The 20,922-nt window shown below is 66.2% G+C and carries 21 protein-coding genes; 11 read left to right on the top strand and 10 right to left on the bottom strand.

What is annotated here, in order from left to right:
* Window positions 1-127: 127 nt before the first annotated feature.
* The 3 genes from ACFWU2_RS02890 to ACFWU2_RS02880 are packed head-to-tail and all read left to right on the top strand — an operon-like array spanning window position 128 to window position 2,787.
* Window positions 128-775, top strand: a complete 648-nt coding sequence (locus ACFWU2_RS02890) for a TetR/AcrR family transcriptional regulator (protein WP_378600067.1) — start codon at window positions 128-130, stop codon at window positions 773-775.
* 46 nt (window positions 776-821) lie between these two features.
* On the top strand, window positions 822-1,640 hold the full coding sequence (locus ACFWU2_RS02885; protein WP_378600063.1) for an acyl-CoA thioesterase: 819 nt from the start codon (window positions 822-824) through the stop codon (window positions 1,638-1,640).
* Window positions 1,641-1,695: 55 nt separating this feature from the next.
* Window positions 1,696-2,787, top strand: a complete 1,092-nt coding sequence (locus tag ACFWU2_RS02880) for a dihydrodipicolinate reductase (protein ID WP_378600060.1) — start codon at window positions 1,696-1,698, stop codon at window positions 2,785-2,787.
* Here ACFWU2_RS02880 and meaB read toward each other — a convergent pair.
* Genes meaB through ACFWU2_RS02865 form a run of 3 tightly spaced genes read right to left on the bottom strand, consistent with a single transcriptional unit; the run spans window position 2,780 to window position 6,253 of the window.
* A complete protein-coding gene (meaB, locus tag ACFWU2_RS02875; protein WP_378600057.1) occupies window positions 2,780-3,688 on the bottom strand; it encodes a methylmalonyl Co-A mutase-associated GTPase MeaB in 909 nt (302 codons plus the stop codon). The two genes, ACFWU2_RS02880 and meaB, sit on opposite strands and share 8 nt — an antisense overlap.
* Window positions 3,685-4,824: a thiolase family protein gene (locus ACFWU2_RS02870; RefSeq protein ID WP_378600052.1), complete on the bottom strand. Its 1,140-nt coding sequence runs from the start codon at window positions 4,822-4,824 to the stop codon at window positions 3,685-3,687. The genes meaB and ACFWU2_RS02870 overlap by 4 nt, the downstream gene beginning before the upstream one ends.
* The gene (locus ACFWU2_RS02865; RefSeq protein WP_378600047.1) at window positions 4,817-6,253 is read right to left on the bottom strand and encodes a class I adenylate-forming enzyme family protein; all 1,437 of its coding nucleotides are present in this window, start codon (window positions 6,251-6,253) and stop codon (window positions 4,817-4,819) included. The genes ACFWU2_RS02870 and ACFWU2_RS02865 overlap by 8 nt, the downstream gene beginning before the upstream one ends.
* Before the next feature lie 53 nt (window positions 6,254-6,306).
* Here ACFWU2_RS02865 and ACFWU2_RS02860 point away from each other — a divergent pair, with 53 nt between their 5' ends.
* The 7 genes from ACFWU2_RS02860 (at window position 6,307) to ACFWU2_RS02830 (ending at window position 12,315) form a co-directional block, all read left to right on the top strand.
* A complete protein-coding gene (locus ACFWU2_RS02860) occupies window positions 6,307-7,074 on the top strand; it encodes an SDR family NAD(P)-dependent oxidoreductase (RefSeq protein ID WP_378600042.1) in 768 nt (255 codons plus the stop codon).
* On the top strand, window positions 7,071-7,823 hold the full coding sequence (locus ACFWU2_RS02855; protein WP_378600038.1) for an SDR family NAD(P)-dependent oxidoreductase: 753 nt from the start codon (window positions 7,071-7,073) through the stop codon (window positions 7,821-7,823). Before ACFWU2_RS02860 ends, ACFWU2_RS02855 begins: the two co-directional genes overlap by 4 nt.
* A 411-nt stretch (window positions 7,824-8,234) precedes the next feature.
* The gene (locus tag ACFWU2_RS02850) at window positions 8,235-8,426 is read left to right on the top strand and encodes a ferredoxin (protein ID WP_378600033.1); all 192 of its coding nucleotides are present in this window, start codon (window positions 8,235-8,237) and stop codon (window positions 8,424-8,426) included.
* A 45-nt stretch (window positions 8,427-8,471) separates the two neighbouring features.
* A complete protein-coding gene (locus tag ACFWU2_RS02845; RefSeq protein WP_378600030.1) occupies window positions 8,472-9,818 on the top strand; it encodes a cytochrome P450 in 1,347 nt (448 codons plus the stop codon).
* Window positions 9,819-9,883: 65 nt separating this feature from the next.
* A complete protein-coding gene (locus ACFWU2_RS02840) occupies window positions 9,884-11,155 on the top strand; it encodes an amidohydrolase family protein (RefSeq protein WP_378600025.1) in 1,272 nt (423 codons plus the stop codon).
* A 32-nt stretch (window positions 11,156-11,187) separates the two neighbouring features.
* Window positions 11,188-11,949, top strand: coding sequence for an SDR family oxidoreductase (locus tag ACFWU2_RS02835; protein WP_378600022.1), 762 nt, complete (start codon window positions 11,188-11,190; stop codon window positions 11,947-11,949).
* A 39-nt stretch (window positions 11,950-11,988) separates the two neighbouring features.
* On the top strand, window positions 11,989-12,315 hold the full coding sequence (locus tag ACFWU2_RS02830) for a hypothetical protein (protein WP_378600017.1): 327 nt from the start codon (window positions 11,989-11,991) through the stop codon (window positions 12,313-12,315).
* A gap of 101 nt (window positions 12,316-12,416) precedes the next feature.
* On the opposite strand, the gene ACFWU2_RS02825 is transcribed toward ACFWU2_RS02830, so the two are convergent.
* The 5 genes from ACFWU2_RS02825 to ACFWU2_RS02805 all read right to left on the bottom strand — a co-directional run bounded on the left by ACFWU2_RS02825 (window position 12,417) and on the right by ACFWU2_RS02805 (window position 17,642).
* Entirely contained in the window at window positions 12,417-13,340 is a 924-nt protein-coding gene (locus ACFWU2_RS02825) for an alpha/beta hydrolase (protein ID WP_378600012.1), read from the bottom strand.
* Between the two features lie 123 nt (window positions 13,341-13,463).
* Window positions 13,464-14,231 carry an enoyl-CoA hydratase/isomerase family protein gene (locus ACFWU2_RS02820; protein WP_378600007.1) on the bottom strand — a complete coding sequence of 256 codons (768 nt, stop codon included), beginning with the start codon at window positions 14,229-14,231 and terminating at the stop codon, window positions 13,464-13,466.
* 1 nt (window position 14,232) lies between these two features.
* Window positions 14,233-15,321, bottom strand: a complete 1,089-nt coding sequence (locus ACFWU2_RS02815) for an acyl-CoA dehydrogenase family protein (RefSeq protein WP_378600001.1) — start codon at window positions 15,319-15,321, stop codon at window positions 14,233-14,235.
* The gene (locus ACFWU2_RS02810; RefSeq protein ID WP_378599996.1) at window positions 15,308-16,213 is read right to left on the bottom strand and encodes an acyl-CoA dehydrogenase family protein; all 906 of its coding nucleotides are present in this window, start codon (window positions 16,211-16,213) and stop codon (window positions 15,308-15,310) included. The genes ACFWU2_RS02815 and ACFWU2_RS02810 overlap by 14 nt, the downstream gene beginning before the upstream one ends.
* Complete coding sequence (locus ACFWU2_RS02805) at window positions 16,191-17,642, bottom strand: class I adenylate-forming enzyme family protein (protein ID WP_378599991.1); 1,452 nt, start codon at window positions 17,640-17,642, stop codon at window positions 16,191-16,193. Before ACFWU2_RS02805 ends, ACFWU2_RS02810 begins: the two co-directional genes overlap by 23 nt.
* Window positions 17,643-17,745: 103 nt before the next feature.
* Between ACFWU2_RS02805 and ACFWU2_RS02800 the strand changes: the two genes are divergently transcribed.
* Window positions 17,746-18,792, top strand: a complete 1,047-nt coding sequence (locus ACFWU2_RS02800; protein ID WP_378599986.1) for a 2Fe-2S iron-sulfur cluster-binding protein — start codon at window positions 17,746-17,748, stop codon at window positions 18,790-18,792.
* Between the two features lie 79 nt (window positions 18,793-18,871).
* On the opposite strand, the gene ACFWU2_RS02795 is transcribed toward ACFWU2_RS02800, so the two are convergent.
* Window positions 18,872-19,930, bottom strand: a complete 1,059-nt coding sequence (locus ACFWU2_RS02795) for a CaiB/BaiF CoA transferase family protein (protein ID WP_378599982.1) — start codon at window positions 19,928-19,930, stop codon at window positions 18,872-18,874.
* Complete coding sequence (locus ACFWU2_RS02790; protein WP_378599978.1) at window positions 19,927-20,883, bottom strand: LLM class F420-dependent oxidoreductase; 957 nt, start codon at window positions 20,881-20,883, stop codon at window positions 19,927-19,929. Before ACFWU2_RS02790 ends, ACFWU2_RS02795 begins: the two co-directional genes overlap by 4 nt.
* Window positions 20,884-20,922: the final 39 nt, after the last annotated feature.

The raw sequence follows: 20,922 nt of genomic DNA, 5'->3' as shown, positions 1-20,922 counted from the left end.
TTCTCTTATGAAGATAGTAAGAGTCTCATGTGCACGCCGGGAGGGTACTCTTGCTACCCCGAAGTGTCCCTACCCTCCGGTACAGTGCTCCTATGTCCACCCCACGTGACGAAGCGCAGTCCCAGCGGTGACCGGCCCGAGCGAAGAGCCGGCCTGGAAACAGCGGGCAGTCGAGCGGTCGATCCGGACCGCGAAGCTGCGCGCCGAGCAGCGCGTGCAGCGGTTTCTCGACGCAGCACAGGCCATCATCACCGAAAAGGGAAGCACCGACTTCACCGTCCAGGAAGTCGTCGACCGGTCGAAGCAGTCACTCCGCAGCTTCTACCTGCAGTTCGACGGAAAGCACGAGCTTCTGCTCGCGCTGTTCGAGGACGCACTCGGTCGCTCGGCCGACCAGATCCGCGCCGCTGCAGCGGGTAAGGACGATCCCCTCGACCAGCTTCGTGTCGCGGTGGAGTTGCTCTTCGAATCGTCGCGCCCGGACCCGACCGCCCAGCGCCCCCTCTTCACCGATTTCGCACCCCAGCTGCTGCTCACGCATCCGGCCGAGGTCAAGGTCGCACACGCAGCGATGCTCGCCTTGTTCACGGAACTCATGGAAAAGGTCGACGCCGCAGGAAAGATGCGCGCCGGAGCCAACCCGAAGCGCATGGCTGCGATGACGATGCAGACCGTGATGTTCATCGCACAGTCCAGCGGAGGAGACGACACGGCCCGCGCGATTACCGCCGACGAGGTATGGACTTTCTGCTCCGAAGGCTTCGCTGCTCGCTGACGAGAATCGTATTCTCAAACTCGGTCAATTCGCTTACACTCGGCGGGTGCCCGAGCTCTGGAACGATCTCCTCAACTGCCTCGACCTACGCGTGTGCCCCTCGGACGAAGCCCGAGACGACGTCACGCTCTTCGACGGATCCAACCTGCAACTGGAGTATCACCGGTTGTTCGGAGGGCAACTCCTCGGACAGTTCGTGCGCGCCGCGCAACTCTCCTGCCCCGAGAAGAGCATCAAGTCGCTGCACGCGGTGTTCGCGCGTGAGGGTCGCGCGGACGAACCCGTGCGGTACGACGTCACCCGACAGCACGAGGGTCGTTCGTTTGCGACTCTGACAGCGGTCGCACGGCAATCGCGCGGCGTTCTCGCGACCGCGTCGGTGTCCATGCACGCGCACGAAGACGGCCCCGACCTCCAGACCACCGAAGCCGTGCCCGGAGTCTTGCCGGCCGACACCCGTACCGAATTCTCGTTGATCCCGTGGGAGACCCGCACAACCACGGATCTCGCCGATCCCGGAGTGTCGGCTCCGGAATTCGAAATGTGGATGCGCACACCCGAAGTCGACTCCGTCTTCGCGCCGGCGCTCACCGCGTACGCGACCGACCTCAATCTCATCGGCACCGCGCTGCTCGGCATCGACGGCTTCGACCACACCGGCAACGGAACGAAGTTCACGTCGGCGGTCACCTCGCACAATCTCTGGTTCCACCGCCCCTTCCGCAGCGACGAATGGCTGTTGCTGCGCCAGCACAGTCCCGTGCTGACCCACGGCCGCTGCTTCGGCCGTGGCGATGTCCTCACCGAGGGCGGCGCCCTGGTCGCTTCGTACGCGCAGGAAGCTCTCGTTCGTCTTCCCGGATAGGTCTCGTTGCAGAACAACCTTTTTCGCGCGGTACCCATCGATACCGAGGTGTGAAGTGGAAGAGTCTCCCGTGTCCGGGCCGATCGGCACCGCAGTCGCTCCGGACGGGGAGAACACCCGTCCCCTGCGGGTGGTTCAATGGGCCACCGGGAACATCGGCACACGTGCCCTCCGGGCAGTGATCGACCATCCGGCGCTCACGCTGGCGGGCGTGTACGTCCACAGCGACGACAAGGCCGGGCGTGATGCCGGGGAATTGTGCGGACGCGACACGGTGGGTGTGCGGGCCACCGGGAACATCGACGACATCCTGGCTCTGCGCGCCGATTGCGTGTTGTACATGCCGCTGAGATTCGACCTCGACGAAGTCTGCCGGATCCTCGCGTCGGGAACGGACGTCGTCACCACACGTGGAGAATTCCACCATCCGAGGACCATGGATCCGGCGCTACGTGCTGCTGTCGAGGAGGCGTGCGCGCTCGGCGGTACATCGATCCACAGCACCGGGGGCAGTCCGGGTTTCATCACCGAAGCCGTGCCACTGGTCCTCGCGTCCATCCAGCGCCGTCTCGAGCACCTGGCCATCGACGAGTACGCCGATCTGTCGCAACGAAATTCCCCCGGAATCCTGTTCGAGGTCATGGGCTTCGGCGGGTCGGGCGGAAACTTCGAGGATGTCCGCCTCGCCCACGTACAATCCAATTTCGGTCCGTCCCTCTCCGCACTGGCCGACGCACTCGGGGTTTCTCTCGACTCGATCGAAGCGTCCGGCGAGGTGGCGTTCGCCCGGCACTCGGTGGCCATCGCGGCAGGAACGATCGAAGCGGGGACCGTTGCCGCCCAGAGAATCACCGTGTCGGGCATGAAGGACGGCAGAGAACTCATGCGGTTCCGGCCCACCTGGTACTGCACGGACGATCTCGATGCGGACTGGGATCTTCATTCCACCGGGTGGCACATCTCCGTCGACGGCGACGCCCCCCTCGACATCGAGATGCGCTTCCCGGTCCCGCTCGAGCGGATGAGCGAGGTGTCGCCGTCGTACACGGCCAACCGCGCGGTCAACGCGATTTCTGCGGTGCGTGCGGCGGCGCCCGGCATCCGGACCACCGTCGAATTGCCCCTGATCGTTCCCGAGTTCAGCTGACCGGTCCACGGGATACGGCTCCGGCGCCGAAGATCAACTTCTCGGCGGCCGCGTACGCGTCACTGCTGCCGTCCGCGACCGAATCCGCCAGGTCCCCGAGCGCGGGGTGCGTGCGGAGCAGTGTGTGGGCGAGCGAGAGGACCTGGGCTCGGGCGCGCGCACTCCGTCGTTCCGGGGTGTCGGCGCGCTGGTGCGCCTCGATGGCGTCGAGCAACTCCGAGATTCCCGCCCCGGTGGAGGCGACGAGCTTGAGGATCGGCACCTTTGCCTCGGTCCGGAGATCCCGGACGGTCTGATCCGCGCCCTCCCGATCGGCCTTGTTGACCACGAGAAGGTCGGCAACTTCGAGCAATCCTGCCTTCGCCGCCTGAATGGTGTCTCCACCACCGGGATTGAGTATCACCACCGTGGGATCGGCGACCGAGGCGATCTCGATCTCCGATTGGCCGACACCCACTGTCTCGAGCACGATCACGTCGTAGGCCAAGGCAGCGAGCAGACGGATCGCAGCCGGCACTGCAGCCGCGAGTCCGCCGAGATGTCCACGCGAGGCGACGGATCGGATGAGCACGTCACGGTCGTGGACGTGCTCGGCCATCCTGATGCGGTCACCGAGGAGGGCCCCGCCGCTGTACGGCGACGACGGGTCCACCGCCAGAACCGCGACCCGCAGCCCGCGCGCCCGGTAACCGGCGACCATCGCACCGACGGTGGTGGACTTTCCCGCCCCGGGCGGACCGGTGACACCGACCACCCGGGTGGTGGCCGGACCCAAAGCCTCGAGCACCTCGTTGCGACGTGGGCTCTCGACCAGACTCAGCAGCCGCCCTGCGGCGCGCGGAGATCCTCCGCGCGCCGCAGTGAGCAGATCGGCGATGTTCGCTGTGCCGGAACCACTCAAGGCGCAGGCACCTCGATGACGGTGGCCGAGCCCATACCTCCGCCCGCGCACATCGCCGCGACACCGATGCCGCCGCCGAGACGGCGCAACTCGTGGACGAGCGTGACCAGCATCCGGGCACCGGTCGCCGCGACGGGATGGCCGAGCGAGCAACCGCTGCCGCTCGTGTTGACCTTGTCGGGGTCCAGGTCGAGCAGCTTGATGCATGCGACGCACTGCGCGGCGAACGCTTCGTTGATCTCGAAGAGGTCGACGTCGGCGATGGACAGTCCGGCGCGGGCGAGTGCCTTCGGGATGGCTTCGACCGGCGCGAGACCGGTGATGGCCGGATCGACGCCGACCGAGGCCCAGGCGCGCACGGTGCCGAGCGCCGGCAGGCCGAGGTCGCTGCTGGCGATGGCGAGTGCCGCCGCGGCGTCGTTACCGCCACTGGAGTTGCCCGCGGTGATGCCGAAGCCCTCGATCTCGGGGTGCAGCACCTTCAGCGAGGCGAGCTTCTCGAGGCTGGTGTCGCGCCGGGGATGCTCGTCGACGGAGAACAGGCCGTGCGGCGTCTCGATGGGAACGATCTCTTCCTTGAACCGTCCCTCGTCGATGGCCCGAAGTGCCATCTGATGGGACCGGAACGCCCAGGCATCCATCTCTTCCCGGGTCACGCCGGCCTTCACGGCGGCGTTCCAGCCGACGGTGATGGACATGTCGCGGTTGGGTGCGTCGGGCTGGTCGGGGTGGGTGGGCGACATCCACGGCACCCACTCGTCACCCTGCCGGACCATCGACCGCGGCGAGGTGGAGGCGGAGTTCACGCCTCCGGCGATCACGAGCTGGTCCATGCCGGCACGGATTCCTGCCGCGGCGGTCTGCACCGCGGCGAGACCGGCAGCGCAGTGCCGGTTGTGGGACAACCCGGGTACGGAGACGAGCCCGGAGGTGAGTGCGGCATGACGCGCGATCACGCCGCCGCCGTACAGGCCTTCACCGAGGATCACGTCGTCGATGAGGCTCTTGTCGAGGTCCTCCGCGGTAGCCGACACCACGTGGTGGGCGAGCTCGAACGCGGTGGTGTCACGAAGAGTGCCCTTCATCGCGGTACCGATCGGGGTCCGCAGGGCAGAGACTATGACGGCTTCAGGCATGGGTGTTCTCCAGTTCGGCGAGTAGGTTGCGGCGCAAAAGTTTTCCTGTTTCGGTCTTCGGAAGCTCGTCGCGGAACACGATGGTGTCCGGCGTCTTGGACGAGCGCAGCCGGTCCTTGACCCATTGACGGACTTCGTCCGGGTCCGCGGAACCGACGAGTACGGCGACGAGGCGCTGACCCCATTCGGCGTCGGAGACACCGATGACGGCAGCTTCGGTGACCCCGGGGTGAGCGAGCAGCACGTCCTCGATCTCGGCGGGGGCGATGTTCTCACCGCCCCGGATGATGGTGTCGTCGGAGCGGCCCTCCACGAACAGGTAGCCGTCGCTGTCGAGGTGCCCGAGGTCGCGGGTGGAGAACCAGCCCTCGCTGTCGAGGACGCTCCGGTTGCCGTATTCGCCGGAGATCTGTTCCCCGCGAACGTAGATCAGGCCACTGTGACCCGGTTCCACCGGCTCTCCGTCTTCGGTACGGATCTCGATCTCGATGCCGGGCAGTGGACGTCCGACGGAGCCGAGACGTTCGCGGACTGCGGGATCGTCCGAAGCGAAGGCCACCCGGTGGTCGTCGGGGCCGAGCACCGCGATGGACGACGCGGTCTCGGTGAGCCCGTAGGCATTGACGAATCCCGTGTGCGGGAACGCCCGCAGCGCGTGCTCGAGGACCGGACGCGGCGTTCGGGAGCCGCCGTAGGCAAGGCTGGCGAGCGAGGGCGTGGCCGCTTCGCCGTCGCCGAGTTCGGCGACGATGCGCGCGAGCATCGTCGGCACGAGCATGGCGTGGGTGACGTTCTCGCGACGGACGGTGTCGAGCCATACCTTCGGGTCGAACGCGGCGAGATACACCACCCTGCGTCCCGTGTAGAAGTTCGACAGGAGATTGGTCAGACCCGCGATGTGGTACGGCGGGACCGACACGAGTGAGGCGTCGGTCTCGGCGGCCGAGGCGAACTCCATCGTATTGAGAACGTAGGCCAGCAAATGGCGGTGCCGCAGGATTGCGGGCTTCGGATCGGACGTCGTCCCACTCGTGTAGATGATGGCCGCGACCGCGTCTCCGTCCCACTGGCCTTCCAGGTCGGACGTGTCGACTTCACCGAGCGCGTCGTCGGTGAGCGCGTCGAGGTCGGCCTCGTCGAGGACGAGCGCCCCCGGGTGCCGGTCCTTCAGTGCGGTGAGTTGCTGCTCCCCGAGCCGATAGTTGAGTGGAACGAACGGCACACCGGCCAGAGCCGCGCCGAACAGGGCGACGGGGTACGCGAGATGGTTCGCTCCCGAATACAGGACCGCCGGATGATTCCGGAAGTCGACGGCAGCGCGGCGTGCCAGGGTGTCGAGGCGCGCGGCCGTCAGTGTGCGATCGCCGACGGTCGCCACCGCCCGATCGCCGTTGCTTGCGGCCATTTCTAGAATCATGCTTAGGTTCATGAGAACATTATTCTCACAGGTGCAGAGCCGCAGTTGCAAGAAGGGAAATCGAGATGCAGGTAGAAGGTAGCTCCGCGATTGTCGTCGGCGGTACGGGTGGGCTCGGTCAGGCCACGGTCCGTCGTCTCCACGCAGCCGGCGCCAAGGTCGTCATCGCCGACGTCAACGACGAAAAAGGCAAGGAACTCGAGCAGGAACTGGGAGTTCGTTACGTCAGCACCGATGCCGGTGACGAGGACTCGGTCTCGGCCGCAATCGCAGAGGCCCAGTCGCTGGCACCGCTCCGCATCTCGGTGGACTGCCACGGTGGACCCGCCGGCGGTGGCCGTCTCGTCGGCAAGGACGGCAGCGCGATGCCGCTCGAGGCCTTCACGAAGACGATCCAGTCGTACCTGACCTCGACTTTCAACGTGATGCGCCTCGCCGCCGCCGCGATTGCCCAGCAGGATCCGTTCGACGACGAAGGAAGCCGCGGCGTCATCATCAACACCGCGTCGATCGCCGGATACGAAGGCCAGATCGGCCAGCTTCCCTACGCAGCAGCCAAGGGCGGTGTCATCGGCATGACCCTCGTCGCCGCGCGCGACCTTTCCCCGCTGGGGATCCGGGTGAACACCATCGCGCCCGGAACCATCCTCACTCCCGCGTACGGCAAGGCGGGCGATCAGCTCGAGGCGTACTGGGGCCCGCAGGTGCCGCACCCCAAGCGCATGGGTCGTCCGAACGAATACGCGACGCTGGTCGCATCGATCGTCGAGAACGATTACCTCAACGGTGAAGTCATCCGTCTCGACGGCGCCCTGAGGTTCCCGCCGAAGTGAGCCGTCTCGACGGAAAGGTCGCTTTCGTCGCCGGCGCCAGCCGGGGGATAGGCGCGGCGATCGCCGTGGCACTTGCCGACGCAGGCGCCACGGTCGCGGTTGCCGCACGCTCGGAACGAGAAGGCAAGCTCCCGGGCACGATCCACTCGGTTGCCGAACGGATTACGCACGCCGGCGGACGGGCCATTCCCGTCCCGTGCGATGTCACCGACGAACAGTCGGTCGACGAGGCGATCACCGCGACCGTCGAGACATTCGGCGGCCTCGACATCCTCGTCGCCAATGCCGGCGTGCTGTGGATGGGACCGATCGAATCGACGCCCGCAAAGCGATGGCAGCTGTGCCTGGACGTCAACCTCACGGGCGTGTTCACCGTGACGAAGGCGGCGATCCCACACCTGCGCGCCCGCGGCGGAGGGTCCATGATCGCGGTGACCACGAACGGGGTCACCATGATCGATCGCGGTGCCAACGCGTATTGGGTGTCGAAGGCAGGCGTCGAACGCCTCTACGCGGGTCTCGCGGCCGACCTGAAGGCGGACAATATCGCGGTCAACTGCCTGGCACCGTCGCGCGTCGTCCTCACCGAGGGATGGACAGCCGGCGGCGGCGGACGGGCGATCCCACCCGAAATGGTGGAGCCACCCGAGACGATGGGCGCTGCCGCGGTCCTGTTGGCAGCGCAGGACTCGACAGGCATCACGGGCACGATTTCCCAGTCCGAAGTGCTCGTCCCGCAACGACAGTGACTCTCGCAACGACAGTGACTCTCGCAACGACAGTGACTCGCACAACGACAGAGGTCCGGCAGCAGTGCTGAATCCGTAGCACCACCGATCCACCACGACGGAGGTCCCGGTCATCCACAGGATGACCGGGACCTTCGTCGTCGTGTGAGCGGTGCCTTCCAAGTCGTCGTCGCACTCTTCTCCCCTCGGTGGTCACACGAGATGTCGCCGAATCCTTGCCGTCGAACCAGCCAGAGACTATGGTTCTCGCAATTCGGAAGCTCATTCTGGAAATCGAGAGTTGGGGACTGTCCTCGCGTCGAGGACACCCTTCCCGGGCCGGACCGCGACCCCTCCACATCAACCGGGTAGTGACGTCCGGTGCCGAACCATGCTGTGCATCAATTTGTTTCATACAGAATCGAGGTTGTCATGAAGGTGGAAGTGGACGCACACCGTTGCCAGGGACACACGCTGTGCGCCATGGCTGCGCCGGAACTGTTCGAGTTGAGCGACATCGACGGACACGCCACCGCCGTGGACGCCGAAGTTCCCGCCGAGCGCGAGGAGACCGCGCGGGAAGCCGCCCGCAGTTGCCCTGAACAGGCGATCACCATTCTCTGACGTCCCATCCGTATCGCGATCACCGCACGACGAGAGGGCTAGGCCATGAGCGTCGACGACGCCGTCACCGACTCCGGTCACCGGACACCTGTTTTCCAGTTCGACCGGCACGCACCGGATTACCGCGACAACTTTCTGAGCATCACCGATGAAATGCACTCGAAGTGCCCTGTGGCGTGGTCCGACACCCACGGCGGCCACTGGGTCGCCGCGGGAAGCGACGAAGTATTCGCCCTCACCCGTTCGGCGGATATCTCCAACGATCACGACGTCAAAGGGATCCGGCGCGGTTACAAGGGGATCATGATCCCCTCTGCGGCCAGGGCCTCCGGAGTCCGGGGCGGCATCCTCGAAATGGACGATCCCGAGCACCGCGAGTTTCGCGCGGTGCTCAATCCCTACTTGTCCCCTGCCGCCATCAAGAAGTGGATCGCACCGATCGACGAAGTGATCAGAGCCTGTCTCGACGACAAGATCGAGTCCGGCGAGATCGACTTCATCGACGACCTCGTGAACATCGTCCCCGCGGTGATCACCCTCGCGATGCTGGGGATTCCCGTCGCCAAGTGGCAGGTCTACTGCGAACCTGTCCACGCCGCCATGTACACCCCGCCCGATTCGCCCGACGTCCCCCGCGTGGCAGAGCTGCACCGCAACATGGGACTGGACCTTCTCGCGAACCTTCACGAAATCCGGGAGAACCCTCGCCCGGGCATGGTCGACGCGGTCGCCCGCGCCACCGTCAACGGTGAAAAGCCGGACGATCTGGAACTTCTCGGTGTCCTCAGCCTGCTCATCGGCGGGGGGTTCGACACCACCACCGCGTTGACGTCCCACGCACTCGAATGGCTGTCCCAGAATCCTGATCAGCGCGAAATCCTCAGCACCGAGCGCGAGAGGCTGCTCGACTCGGCGACCGAAGAGTTCCTGCGCTACTTCTGCCCCTCTGCCGGCGACGGCCGCACCTTCTCCGCCGACGTCGATCTCGGTGGCGTGCAGTTCAAAGAGGGCGAACGGGTCTGGCTCTCGTGGGCGATGGCGAATCGCGACCCGGAGCTGTTCGACGACCCTCACAGCATCGACCTCGAACGTACCGGCAACCGGCACTTCAGTTTCGGGTTGGGAGTGCACCGCTGTATCGGCTCCAACCTGGCTCGCATCATGTTCAAGCGGATGCTGGTCGCGGTGCTCGACCGCATGCCGGACTTCCGATGTGACCCGGAAGGCACCGTCCATTACGACTCCATCGGAGTCATCCAGGGCATGCGCAAACTCCCCGCCACCTTCACGCCCGGCACCCGGATCGGTCCCGGCCTGGAGGAAACCCTCGCCGAACTCCAACGGGTGGTCGACGAACAGGAACTCGCCGCGCCCGTGACGGCCCACAAGTAACAACGCCGACGCGTCACCGGTTCGCCTCAGTAGTCACACGCGGGCCGGTCACGGAAGAGGAATCGATGAATATCGACGATATGGTGATGATCAGCATCGACGACCACGTCGTGGAACCAGCTGACATCTTCGAAAAGCATTTCCCCAAGAGCCTGATGGACCAGGCACCGCGCCTGACCACCCACCCACGCAACCCCAACGTGCAAGCCTGGCTGTTCCAGGACACAGTCGTCGGCAGCTCCGGACTCAACGCCGTCGTCTCCTGGCCCAAGAACGAATGGGGCATGGACCCCACCGGATACGCCGAAATGCGGCCCGGCGTCTACGACATGGACATGCGCGTCCGCGACATGGATGCCAACGGCACCCTCGCCGCCACGCTGTTCGCCACCTTCCCCGGCTTCGCCGGCACCCACCTGGCGAGCCTTCCCGACAAGAAGCTGTCCCTCGCCGCCTGTAAGGCGTTCAACGACTGGGTGGTCGGGGAAGTACCCAACGCCCACCCCGGACGATTCATCCCGCTCGGCATCATCCCGTTCTTCGACGTCGACGAATCCGTCAAGGAGATCGCGCGGCTCGCCGCCATGGGATGCCGCTCGATCAGCATCCCGGAAACCCCCTACGGCGTCGGCGAAGGCTTTCCCGACTTCAAGTCCGGCTACTGGGACCCGATCTTCAAGGCCTGCGTCGACAACAACATCGTGCTCAGCCTGCACATCGGCGGGGGAATCAACCTGGTCAAGCGGCCCGAAGGTTTCAACATCGACGACATGCTGATGCTGACACCCCTCATCTCCACCATCGCCGCCACCGACATCATGCTCAGCGGAGCCTTCCAAAAGTTTCCGGATCTCAAGGTCGCGATGAGCGAGGGCGGCGTGGGCTGGGTGGCTCCCTGGCTCGACCGGCTGGAGCGGCACATCGTCAACCAGTCCTGGACGGGAGCGAGCTTCCTGCCCACGGGCATGACACCGACGGACGTGTGGCGCAGCAACTTCCTGGCGTGCTACATCACCGAGCCGAGCGGCCTGAACAACCGCGACCACTTGGGGATCGACACCATCGCGTGGGAGTGCGACTACCCGCACTCGGATTCGACCTGGCCGAACTCACCGGAAATCTTGAAAGCCGAGCTGGATCGAGCACGCTGCACCGACGAGGAGATCGACAAGATCACGTTCGGGAACGCCGCGCGCTTCTTCGACTGGGATCCCTTCGCCCACATCCCTCGTGAGCAGGCGACGGTCGGTGCTCTGCGCGCCCGGGCCTCCGACGTCGACATCAGCGAGACGTCCAAGACCGAATACCGCCGCCGCTACGAGCTCGCCCAGTCGTAAGCGGCGACCGCCGACCGAAAAGGAAACACGACATGACAGATACTCCGCAGCTCGATGGCAAGGTCGCCATCGTCACCGGCGCCGGAGGCGGCATCGGGCGCGCCTACTCCCGGGGACTCGCCGAAGCCGGCGCAGCCGTGGTGCTTGCCGACGTCAACATCGAGTCCGCCACAGCGGCTGCCGACGACCTGACGGCCGCGGGACATCGTGCACTCGCCGTCGCCGTCGACGTCCGGGACGAAACGAGCACCGGTGAGATGGCGGCCACGGCGGCCGCGCACTTCGGGTCCGTCGACATCCTGGTGAACAATGCCGGACTGATGGCCGAAGTGGTCGGCGAGGGCTCTCTCACCACCATGGACATAGACCTCTGGAACCGCACGCTCGCCGTCAACCTCACCGGTCCCCTGCTCTGCAGCCGCGCCGTCGTTCCCTATATGAAGGAACGCGGCTACGGCAAGATCGTGAACCAGTCGTCGAGCGGCGCCTTCATGGCCGCACAGGCCTACGGCATCACCAAACTGGGCCTGGTGAGCATGACCGTGTCACTGGCACGCGAACTGGCGCCGTTCGGTATCCGCGTAAACGCGATCGCACCGGGAATGGTCAACACCGAGGCGGGGTCGATCGCCTCACCGCCCGAGCTCAAGGAGATGGTGAAGCACGCCATCCCGTTCCCCTTCGGCGAACCGGAGGAGCTGATTCCCGGGCTGCTGTATCTGGTCTCGTCCGGCAGCGACTGGGTGACCGGCCACACCCTCAACATCGACGGCGGCTGGGTCGTACGAGTCTGATGATCCTGTCCGTCAATACTTCTCGTCGAAAGTGAACGCATGAAGAACTACCTGCTCGTCGAATCACATCCCTCTCATCCCGAGCGTCTCGAGGAATTCAATCGGTGGTACGACGAGGTCCATATCCCCGAGGTTGTGGCACTCGACGGATTCGTCGGCGCCATCCGCCTGGCTCCGGCCGACCCCGACGGGGGGCCGTCGGTCACGATCTACGAACTCGAGGGTGACCCACAGGCCGCCAAGGACAATGTGCACGCGGCGGCGGCGGCGAAGCAGCTGAACATGTCCGACTCGCTGAGCTACGGCCCGATCCCGAAGATGCGTATCCTCGCGTTGCAATCGGAATACTCCAAGCCGCGCGTATAGCGCATCACGAGCCACGGGGGCGACGAAAACCCCTTTGCGACGGGCGGGGACGCGATAGCGTCCTCGCCCTCGGCGCTTCGCGGCCGTGCTTCGCCTATGGCTCAGTACTCCTCGAGGTTGCCCCGGGAGCGCCGCACCCCCAACGCGGCAGCCAGCACGTCACATTGCTCGTCGAAGAAGCCTTGCGCTACGCGTGTTCTCGACGCTATGAGATCGAACCCGTGGAATGCGCCCTCGACGATATGAAATCCGCACGGCACTCCCGCCGACGCCAACCGGTCGGCGTACGCGCGATTCTCTTCGAAGAACAGATCGTGTGAACCCACACCGATCCACGTCGGAGGAAGATCGCCGAGGTCGTCACGTCGCGCCGGAACCGCTTCGCTCCGATCGGCCGCGCCGAGGTAGCTTTCCCACCCGAACCGATTCGACCTCTCGTCCCACAAACGGATATGTCGTGGGCCCGTGTCGGTGCGGTCGTCGAGCATCGGGTACACCAGCAACTGGAAAACCGGCGGTGGGATCTCCTGGTCACGAGCGCGGAACGCGAGCGCGGCAGCAAGTCCCCCGCCGGCGCTCGCACCGCCGATCGCAACCCGCGAGGCGTCAACCTCCGGACGCCGGGTCAGCCACTCGTAGATCCGGCTGCAGTCCTCGACAGGGACCGGATACGAATGCTCCGGCGCGAGCCGGTACTCGACCGACGCCACCGTGATCCCGAGTTCTTCCGCGAACCGCCGGCACAGTGCGTCGTCCTGTGCGGCGCGCCCGAACACGTAGCCACCGCCGTGAATCCAGAGCAAGGCGGGACCGGGTTCGCTGCCCCGCGCGGTCGACGGCCGGAACCAGCGGACGGCGACACCCGGTTCGAGCACATAGACATCCGGGTCGTTGCCACGGATCACGCGAGTCAGCGTGCGCAGCACCGGCAGCGACCGCGGCGTGACCGTCCGGCGGGGTGCGAGCAGCGCGATCCACCGCAGATCAGGGTGGAATCCAGGTAGCGAACGCAGGCGATCGATCAAGAATCACCTCGGTCGGCAACCGGCATCGTTGATCTCCTTGTCGTTCCGGGTCCGGCGATAATAGACGCATCGAGACGGGCCCCGGGTGCTCGGTGTCCGGTGCCCGTCTCGATGCCCGCCGGATCAGGACTTGGCGGCAGTCAGCTTTGCGATGTTGGACTGGAAGTCCGCGCTCTGGAACGTCATCTCCTCGGCACTCATCGCGTAGTCGAGCGTCGCGAGCACCGCCCGTTCGAGATGAATGTTGAGCAGTCTCTTGGTTGCCTCGATCGCCTTCTGCGGCTGTTCCGAAATGCGCTTGGCGCAGGCGAGCGCTTCGCTCAGCGGGTCGGCGACGACGTGGTTCGCCAGACCCAGTTGGCAGGCACGTTCGGCAGGAATCCTCTGGCCGCTGAACGCGAACTCCTTGGCCTGCAGCAAGCTGATCTGGAGCGGCCACGTCAGGGGGCCGCCGTCTGCGGCGACCAGACCGACCTGGACGTGGGGATCCGCCAAGTACGACTCCTCGCCCATGTAGACCATGTCGCTGAGCGCCACCAGGCTGCAGCCCAGACCCACGGCCGGACCGTTGACCGCCGCGACCACGGGAACCCGGCACCGCGCCATTCCGAGCACGATCTCCCGGCCGTCGGCGATCGTCTTCGCCCGCAGGTCCGCGTCTTTCGCCAGTTCGGCGAGGTAGGCGAGGTCGCCACCGGCGGAGAATGCCCGGCCGGCACCGGTGATCACCGCAGCACGCGCATCGCGGTCGGCACTCAGGCGCGGCCACAACCGGGCAAGTCCCTCGTGCAGGGGGTCGTTGACGGCGTTGAGATCGTCGGGCCGGTTGAGGGTGATGATCCGCAGGGAACCGTCGGCCTTGACGTCGATTTCGTCGGGCATGTCGTACATGTCAGACCCCCAATCCGAGGATGCGCGAAGCGATGATGTTCTTCTGGATCTGCGAAGTGCCGCCCATGACACTTTGTGCCCGGCTGTACATGTACGACCCCAGCAGCTCGGGATCTCGGGTGCCGGCCACGGACAATGCCGCGTGTCCGACCGACTGGTCGACCCACGTCATGAGCAGCTTGTCGAGCGAGCCCTCCGACCCGTGCGAGACGCCGTCGAGCTGTTCGGACAACCGGCGCCGCACGTGCAGTCGCAACATCTCCGATTGCACCGCGGCCCAGGCCAGGTCCTCGGGCGGGCTGCCCTCGACTCGGGCGGCGAGCTGGCGGACGAGCTTGCCGTAGCGGGCGGCGAATCCGAGCGTGGACGGTTCCCGCTCGTGTCCGACGACCGTCATCGCCACACGCCAGCCTTCGCCGGGCGCACCGACCATCCGGTCCGCGGGAACCCGTGCACCGTCGAACAGCACCTGTCCGAATTCCTTGGTGACGCCACTGATCATCTTCAGTGGCCGCTGCTCGATCCCGTCCTGGTGCATGTCGACGATGAACGCCGAAATCCCCTTGTGCCGGGGTGCCGTCGGATCGGTGCGTGCGAGCAGCAGACACCAATCCGCCACATCGGAATAACTCGTCCAGACCTTGTGTCCGTGCAGGACGTACTCGTCGCCGTCTCGCGTGGCGGTTGTCGTGAGCGACGCCAGGTCGGAGCCGGCACCGGGTTCGCTGAACCCCTGGCACCACCGTTCGGTCCCGTTGATCATCCCCGGCAGGAATCGATCGCACAGTTCGTCGCCGGCGTGGTGGCCGAGCCCCACGACGAGGTACCCCAGGCTGGGCCGCGGCGGCGCGCCTGCGATGGCGAGTTCCTCGTCGAGGATCACGTCGTATACAGGCGGCAGGTCTTGTCCGCCATGCTTTTTCGGCCAGGACAAACCGAAGAATCCGGCGCCGTACAGTGCCTGGTGCCAGTCACCCTGGCGAGCCCAGTACTCGTCGCCCGAGGTGGGGAACGTGCCGGCTACCTGAGCGAGCCACGTGCGCAGGCGTTCGCGGAAGGCTGCTTCGTCCGGCGAGTCACGAAAGTCCAAGGTCGATCTCCTCCAGGCTCACGGGGAACAGTTCGGTGGACGTCAACGCCCGCCGCAGATAGACGTGCTCGATGCACTCCCAGGTGTTGCCGATGCCGCCGTGCACCTGGACGGCGGTTTCGCACACCGTGCGTGCCGCTCGCGCGCAATAGATCTTCGCGATCCGCGCTGCGCGGACCGCGTCGGGCGGTGCAAGCTCGTCGACCGCCCATGCCGCGTGACGCAGCACGCTGATCGATCCTTCGATCAGCGCTTGGCTCTCGGCGAGCAGATGCGCCACGGCCTGATACGAGCCGATCGCCTTGCCGTACTGTTCGCGAATCTTGGCGTATTCGACCGCGACACCCTGCGCTCCGCGGGACGTGCCGACGAGATCGGCACACGTCGCGACCAAGGCGAGGGCGTATCCGCGCTCGATGGGCTCGGCGTCCAGATCTCCGATCGCGGTGTACGGCTCGGTGAGGGTGGCGAACTCACGGGTGAGGTCGGCGCCGGGTGCTGCCTCGCCGATCTCCGCCGACAGCACTGTCGTGCCACGGACCACCAGTGCCTGCTTCAGGCCGTGCGCGTCGAACGCGTCGTCACCGATCGCGATCGCCCACGTCTGCTGGTCCTCGCTGAGGTGACGACGCAGGTCGTCGGCGAGCACGGGCCCGAGGAAGGGGACGTCGACGAGGCCACGGCCGAATTCCTCGGCGATGATCGCCACCTCTACTCCTGACGCCCCGTCGGAGCGCAGCGAGCGCCAGCCGGTCGAGTCGACGGTCTTCTCCAGTCGCGCGCGGCGCGCCGCGTCGTCGAGGTCCTGGACCGATCCCGGGCCCAGCTCGTCGGCGAGCCTGGCGGCAGCGTCTCTCAGCTGCTGTTGTTCATTCGTCAGACGTACGTCCATGGCGCTCCTCGAGTAGTCGGCGCAACACCTTGCCGGAGGGCAAGCGGGGAATTTCGGGGACGAGGATCACGCGGCTGGGTCGCTTGTAGGACGCGAGCCGTTCGCCCACATAGGCGATGACCTCGTCGGGATCGAGCGTCGTGGTCGCAGTGGTCGACACCGCCGCGACCACTGCCTCGCCCGCGGTCTCGTCGGCCACTCCGAACACCGCGCAGTCGGCTACGTCCGGGTGGCCGTGCAGTACCGCTTCGACTTCGGCGGGAGCGACCTGAAAGCCTCTGACCTTGATCATTTCCTTGGATCGGTCGGTGATCCGGACCCAGCCGTCTTCGTCGACGGACCCCACATCGCCCGTTCGGTACCACCCGTCGTCGAAGGCGTCGACGGTCGCCTCGTCCGGAAGATAGCCGGCCATGAGCGACGGGGATTTCACCTGGATCTCACCGCGTTCGCCCGGCGCGACCTGTTCGCCCGTGTCGAGCGACACGACACGCAACTCCACCCCGGGGGCGGCGCGACCGACACTGTCGAGACGGGCGCCGCTCACCGGGTTACACGCGATGACGGGTACTTCGCTTGCACCGTAGGCCGGGACCCACGGCACACCGGTGCGGCGCGTGACCGTCTCGGCGACACTTTCCGTGACCGGGGTGGCTCCCCACATGATGTAGCGGAGCGAGGACAGGTCCAGCGACTCGAGGTCGGGATACGAGGCGATGGCCATGGCGATGGGAGCGACGGCCATCTCCACGGTGATCCTGTCCCGCTCGATGTGACGCAACACGGTCTCGAGGTCGAACCGCTTGTGGAGTCGCATCCAGGCACCGGCTTCGAGCACCGTGGCGATGTTGAGGAGGCCGAGGATGTGTGACGGCGGCGTGGCGATCTGGATCCGGTCTGCCGGCGTCAACGCGAGAGCGTCGCGCCAGTGCACGACTGCGGCGCCGAACGACGCGTGTGTGTGCCGCACGGCTTTGGGCAAACCCGTGGTTCCCGAACTGAACACGAGCACTGCGTCCGCGTCCCGATCCACGACCGAGGGGAAGCCCATTGCCCCGTAAGTGCTTTCCCGGCGCTTCGGGACGGGATCGTCGAGGTGCAGCATCGGGATGGGAGCAGCGCGGTCCGCCGCGGCTTCGGCGAGGACGGCCGCGTCCCCTACCGCCGCCGTCGGGTCGGTGACGGCGAAGGCGTGCTCGACCTCGGTCCGCTTCCAGGACGGGCTCAGGAGAACGACGACGGCGCCGAGGCGCCAGATCGCTTTGACCGCGATCAGGAACTCGGGACGGTTCGACGACATCAGTGCGACGCGGTTACCCGTACGGACGCCCTGTTCGCGGAGACGCAGTGCGAGACCGTCGGCGCATGCGTCGAGATCGGCGAGGGTGTACTCGCGATCGTCGAATGCCAGCACGGCGGGCTCTGTCATGGGGCTCTCTCGCGTATGGGAATCGTCCCGAGAGGTTTCACTCTCGCGTGTGAGAATAGTACTCTCCACTTAGTAGAATATTCATACCAGGAGGAGACGGTCCATGGCGAGACCACCATTGTTTCAGCGCGCGACCGTGACCCGGATCGTCAAGGAGACCGACGACGCGCGCACCTACGTGCTCGCTCCGCACGACGGACCGTTCACCTACAAGTCGGGGCAGTTCTGCACCTTCAAGGTGACGGTCGACGGAACCGACCTGTACCGGTCGTACTCGATGTCGAGCGCTCCCGAGACCGACACCGAACTGATGACCACCGTCAAGCGGGTACCCGGCGGCGCGGTCTCCAACTGGCTCCACGATCATGTGGCAGAGGGCGACGAAGTCGACATCACCCGTCCGGCAGGCACGTTCCTGCTCCGCCCGGCCGAGGGCCCGGTGCTCGGATTCGCCGGCGGCAGCGGCATCACTCCGATCCTGTCGCTGGCCAAGAGTGCCCTCGCCTCCACCGACCGGCGGGTCCGCCTGCTCATCGCCGACCGCGATCGTGCCTCTGCCATCTTCGAGACGGTCACCGCCGACCTCGCGGCGAGATATCCGGGCCGGCTCGACGTCGTCCGGCACTACGACGACGAGAGCGGACTGCTCGACCCCGCCTCCGTCGTGGCTTTCGTCGGATCCGACACCGCGGCCGACAGTTACCTGTGCGGGCCGGAACCCTTCATGGACATGATCGAAGGCGCACTGACGGGCCCCGGCAACGTCTACAGCGAACGCTTCGGAAGTGCCGCGGAACCCATCCGCCCCGACGTCCCGGTCGCGGACCTCCCGGCTACGGACGCACCCGTGGCCGCCGCAACACCCGCTCCGCCGATCGAGGGCACCGTCTCGATCCGTCTCGGGAGCCAGCGGGTGTCCGTCCCGCGCCATCCGGGTGAGACTCTGCTCGAGAGCGCCCGGCGGGCCGGGTTGGCGCCGCCGTTCTCGTGCGAGGCGGGGAACTGCGCGACCTGCATCGCCAAGATCGTCGACGGCACTGCGACGATGCGCGTGAACGACGCACTCAGCGACGACGAGATCGCCGACGGTTACATCCTCACGTGCCAGGCAGTGCCCGACAGCAACGACATCCGGGTGCGGTACGAGTAGACGTTCACCCCGAAACCTGCACGACGGACAGTGATCTGCTCAGGATGTTCCCGAGCAGATCACTGTTCCGAGCAGATGTTCAGAGTGGAGGAGCGGGTACGTCGTCGTTGTGCTCGCCGAGACGCGGCGGTGCGCCGTACCGCGGTTCGTATCCCTCGATGCGGATCGGACTGCCCACGAGACGGAAATCGCCGGCGGTGATCACCGCGTCCGGCGTTGCCTCGAGCGCGTCCGGCAGCGAACGCACCGCTGCGGCCGGAACCCCGAGCGGCCGTAGCCGGCGTTCCCATCCCGATGCGCTGTCACCGGCCAGCACGGCCGTGACGACCTCGAGCACCTCGTCGCGGCGCGCGGCGCGTTCGGCCATCGTCCCGAAACCGTCGATGCCCGCTTCGGCAGCGAACGTCCGCCAGAAGCCGTCGTGCGTGATGAACAACGCGAGAGTTCCGTCAGCGGTCGGGAACAGCTGCGCCGGAACATAATACGAGTGGGCGCCGTGTGGCATGCGCCGTGGCACGGTGCCCTCGTTCAGATACGCCGAGGCACGGTAGTTGAGCTGCGACAGCATCACGTCGTGCAACGAGACATCCAGTTGCCCACCGCGACCGGACACGATCTGCGCGAGCAGACCCAGCGCGGCGGTCAGGCCGGTGGAGTTGTCTGCCGCCGAATAACCGGGAAGCGTGGGCGGCCCGTCGGGATCGCCGGTCAGGGCTGCGACGCCCGTGACGGCCTGGATGACGTAGTCGAACGCCGGATCGTCGCCGGAGTGCAGGCCGTACCCGGTGAGTGCGACACACACGATCTTGTCGTTGCGGGTGCGCAACGACTCGTATGTCAGTCCGAACTTCCGGATCGCCGACGGTTTGAGATTGACGAGCAACGCATGGGAGACGGACGCCAGCTCACCGAGCTTCTCCTGCCCCTCCTCGGTCGAAAGATCCAGGCAGATACTACGTTTCCCGCGGTTGAGACTCGCAAAATACGCGTCGCTCACCTGCCGGGAGAGATCACCGGTCGGCGGCTCGATCTTCGTGACCTCGGCGCCGAGATCGGCGAGCATCATCGTGGCGTACGGGCCCGCGAGGATGTGGCCGACCTCGAGAATACGAATACCCGCGAGTGGACCCGCCGTCACCTCAGTTCCTTCGCCAGCTCGGCAACGACTTCGCGGGTCCGGTACTTCGACGCGACCAGTTCGTCGCGGGTGTTGCCGATCGGCAGCAAGCGCATGGACAGGTCCGTCACGCCGGCGTCGCGGTAACGACGGAACCCGGCGAGGATCGCTTCCTCGTCACCGACGATCGCCATGGAGCCGATGTCCTTGGCCTCACCCTGCTCGAGGAGTCGCTGGTAGTTCGGCGAGATCTCGGCCTCGGCGAGGATCCGGTTGGCTCGCTCGCGAGCGACCCCCTCCTCGTCCGGCGCGCAGAGGCACACCGGGACACCCGCCACGATCCGCGGATCCGGGCGTCCGGCTTCGGCTGCTGCCTTGGTGATTCGCGGCACGATGTGCTCACCGATCGCGCGCTCGTCGGCCATCCACAGGATCGTTCCGTCCGTGTGCTCGCCCGCGATCCGGAGCATGACCGGCCCGAGCGCGGCCACCAGGATCGGCATCGGTGCGACCGGGGCGATATCGAGCGGGTTGTGCACGGTGAATGTGTCGTTCTCCACGTCCACGGAACCCGGACCGCGCTGTGCCGCGTTGAGAACCTCGAGGTAATCGCGGGTGTACTTGGCAGGCTTGTCGTAGGACAGTCCCAGCATGTCCTCCACGATCCAGTGGTGCGACGGACCGACACCCAGCGCGAGCCGCCCGTTCAGAGCGGCGTGCGTCGACAGCGATTGCCGGGCAAGTGCGATCGGGTGCTGCGCCTGGAGCGGTACGACCGCCGTGCCGATCTCGATGCGGCTGGTCCTCGTGCCCATCAACGCAACCGCAGTGAGGGCATCGAAGTCCGTGGGGATCTGCGGAACCCACACCGTGTCGAATCCCGCGGCTTCCGCCCATTCGACGTCTTTCAGCATGCGGTCGACCTTGCGGGCGGTATCACCCTGCTCCGGGCCGACCATCACTCCGATACGCACGATTCCTCCAACTTCCCGAACTCGATTGTGTGGGTGCCG

It is taken from the genome of Rhodococcus sp. NPDC058639 (assembly GCF_042717545.1).
In the GTDB taxonomy this organism is placed as follows: Bacteria; Actinomycetota; Actinomycetes; order Mycobacteriales; family Mycobacteriaceae; genus Rhodococcus.
This window is presented reverse-complemented; position numbering and strand designations above follow the sequence as displayed.

Excerpts from the sequence above, each read along its gene's own strand:
- ACFWU2_RS02870 (WP_378600052.1), bottom strand. The coding sequence starts at position 4,824 with ATGCCTGAAGCCGTCATAGTCTCTGCCCTGCGGACCCCGATCGGTACC.
- ACFWU2_RS02865 (WP_378600047.1), bottom strand. The coding sequence starts at position 6,253 with ATGAACCTAAGCATGATTCTAGAAATGGCCGCAAGCAACGGCGATCGG.
- ACFWU2_RS02860 (WP_378600042.1), top strand. The coding sequence starts at position 6,307 with ATGCAGGTAGAAGGTAGCTCCGCGATTGTCGTCGGCGGTACGGGTGGG.
- ACFWU2_RS02850 (WP_378600033.1), top strand. The coding sequence starts at position 8,235 with ATGAAGGTGGAAGTGGACGCACACCGTTGCCAGGGACACACGCTGTGC.
- ACFWU2_RS02845 (WP_378600030.1), top strand. The coding sequence starts at position 8,472 with ATGAGCGTCGACGACGCCGTCACCGACTCCGGTCACCGGACACCTGTT.
- ACFWU2_RS02840 (WP_378600025.1), top strand. The coding sequence starts at position 9,884 with ATGAATATCGACGATATGGTGATGATCAGCATCGACGACCACGTCGTG.
- ACFWU2_RS02835 (WP_378600022.1), top strand. The coding sequence starts at position 11,188 with ATGACAGATACTCCGCAGCTCGATGGCAAGGTCGCCATCGTCACCGGC.
- ACFWU2_RS02830 (WP_378600017.1), top strand. The coding sequence starts at position 11,989 with ATGAAGAACTACCTGCTCGTCGAATCACATCCCTCTCATCCCGAGCGT.
- ACFWU2_RS02820 (WP_378600007.1), bottom strand. The coding sequence starts at position 14,231 with ATGTACGACATGCCCGACGAAATCGACGTCAAGGCCGACGGTTCCCTG.
- ACFWU2_RS02810 (WP_378599996.1), bottom strand. The coding sequence starts at position 16,213 with ATGGACGTACGTCTGACGAATGAACAACAGCAGCTGAGAGACGCTGCC.
- ACFWU2_RS02805 (WP_378599991.1), bottom strand. The coding sequence starts at position 17,642 with ATGACAGAGCCCGCCGTGCTGGCATTCGACGATCGCGAGTACACCCTC.
- ACFWU2_RS02800 (WP_378599986.1), top strand. The coding sequence starts at position 17,746 with ATGGCGAGACCACCATTGTTTCAGCGCGCGACCGTGACCCGGATCGTC.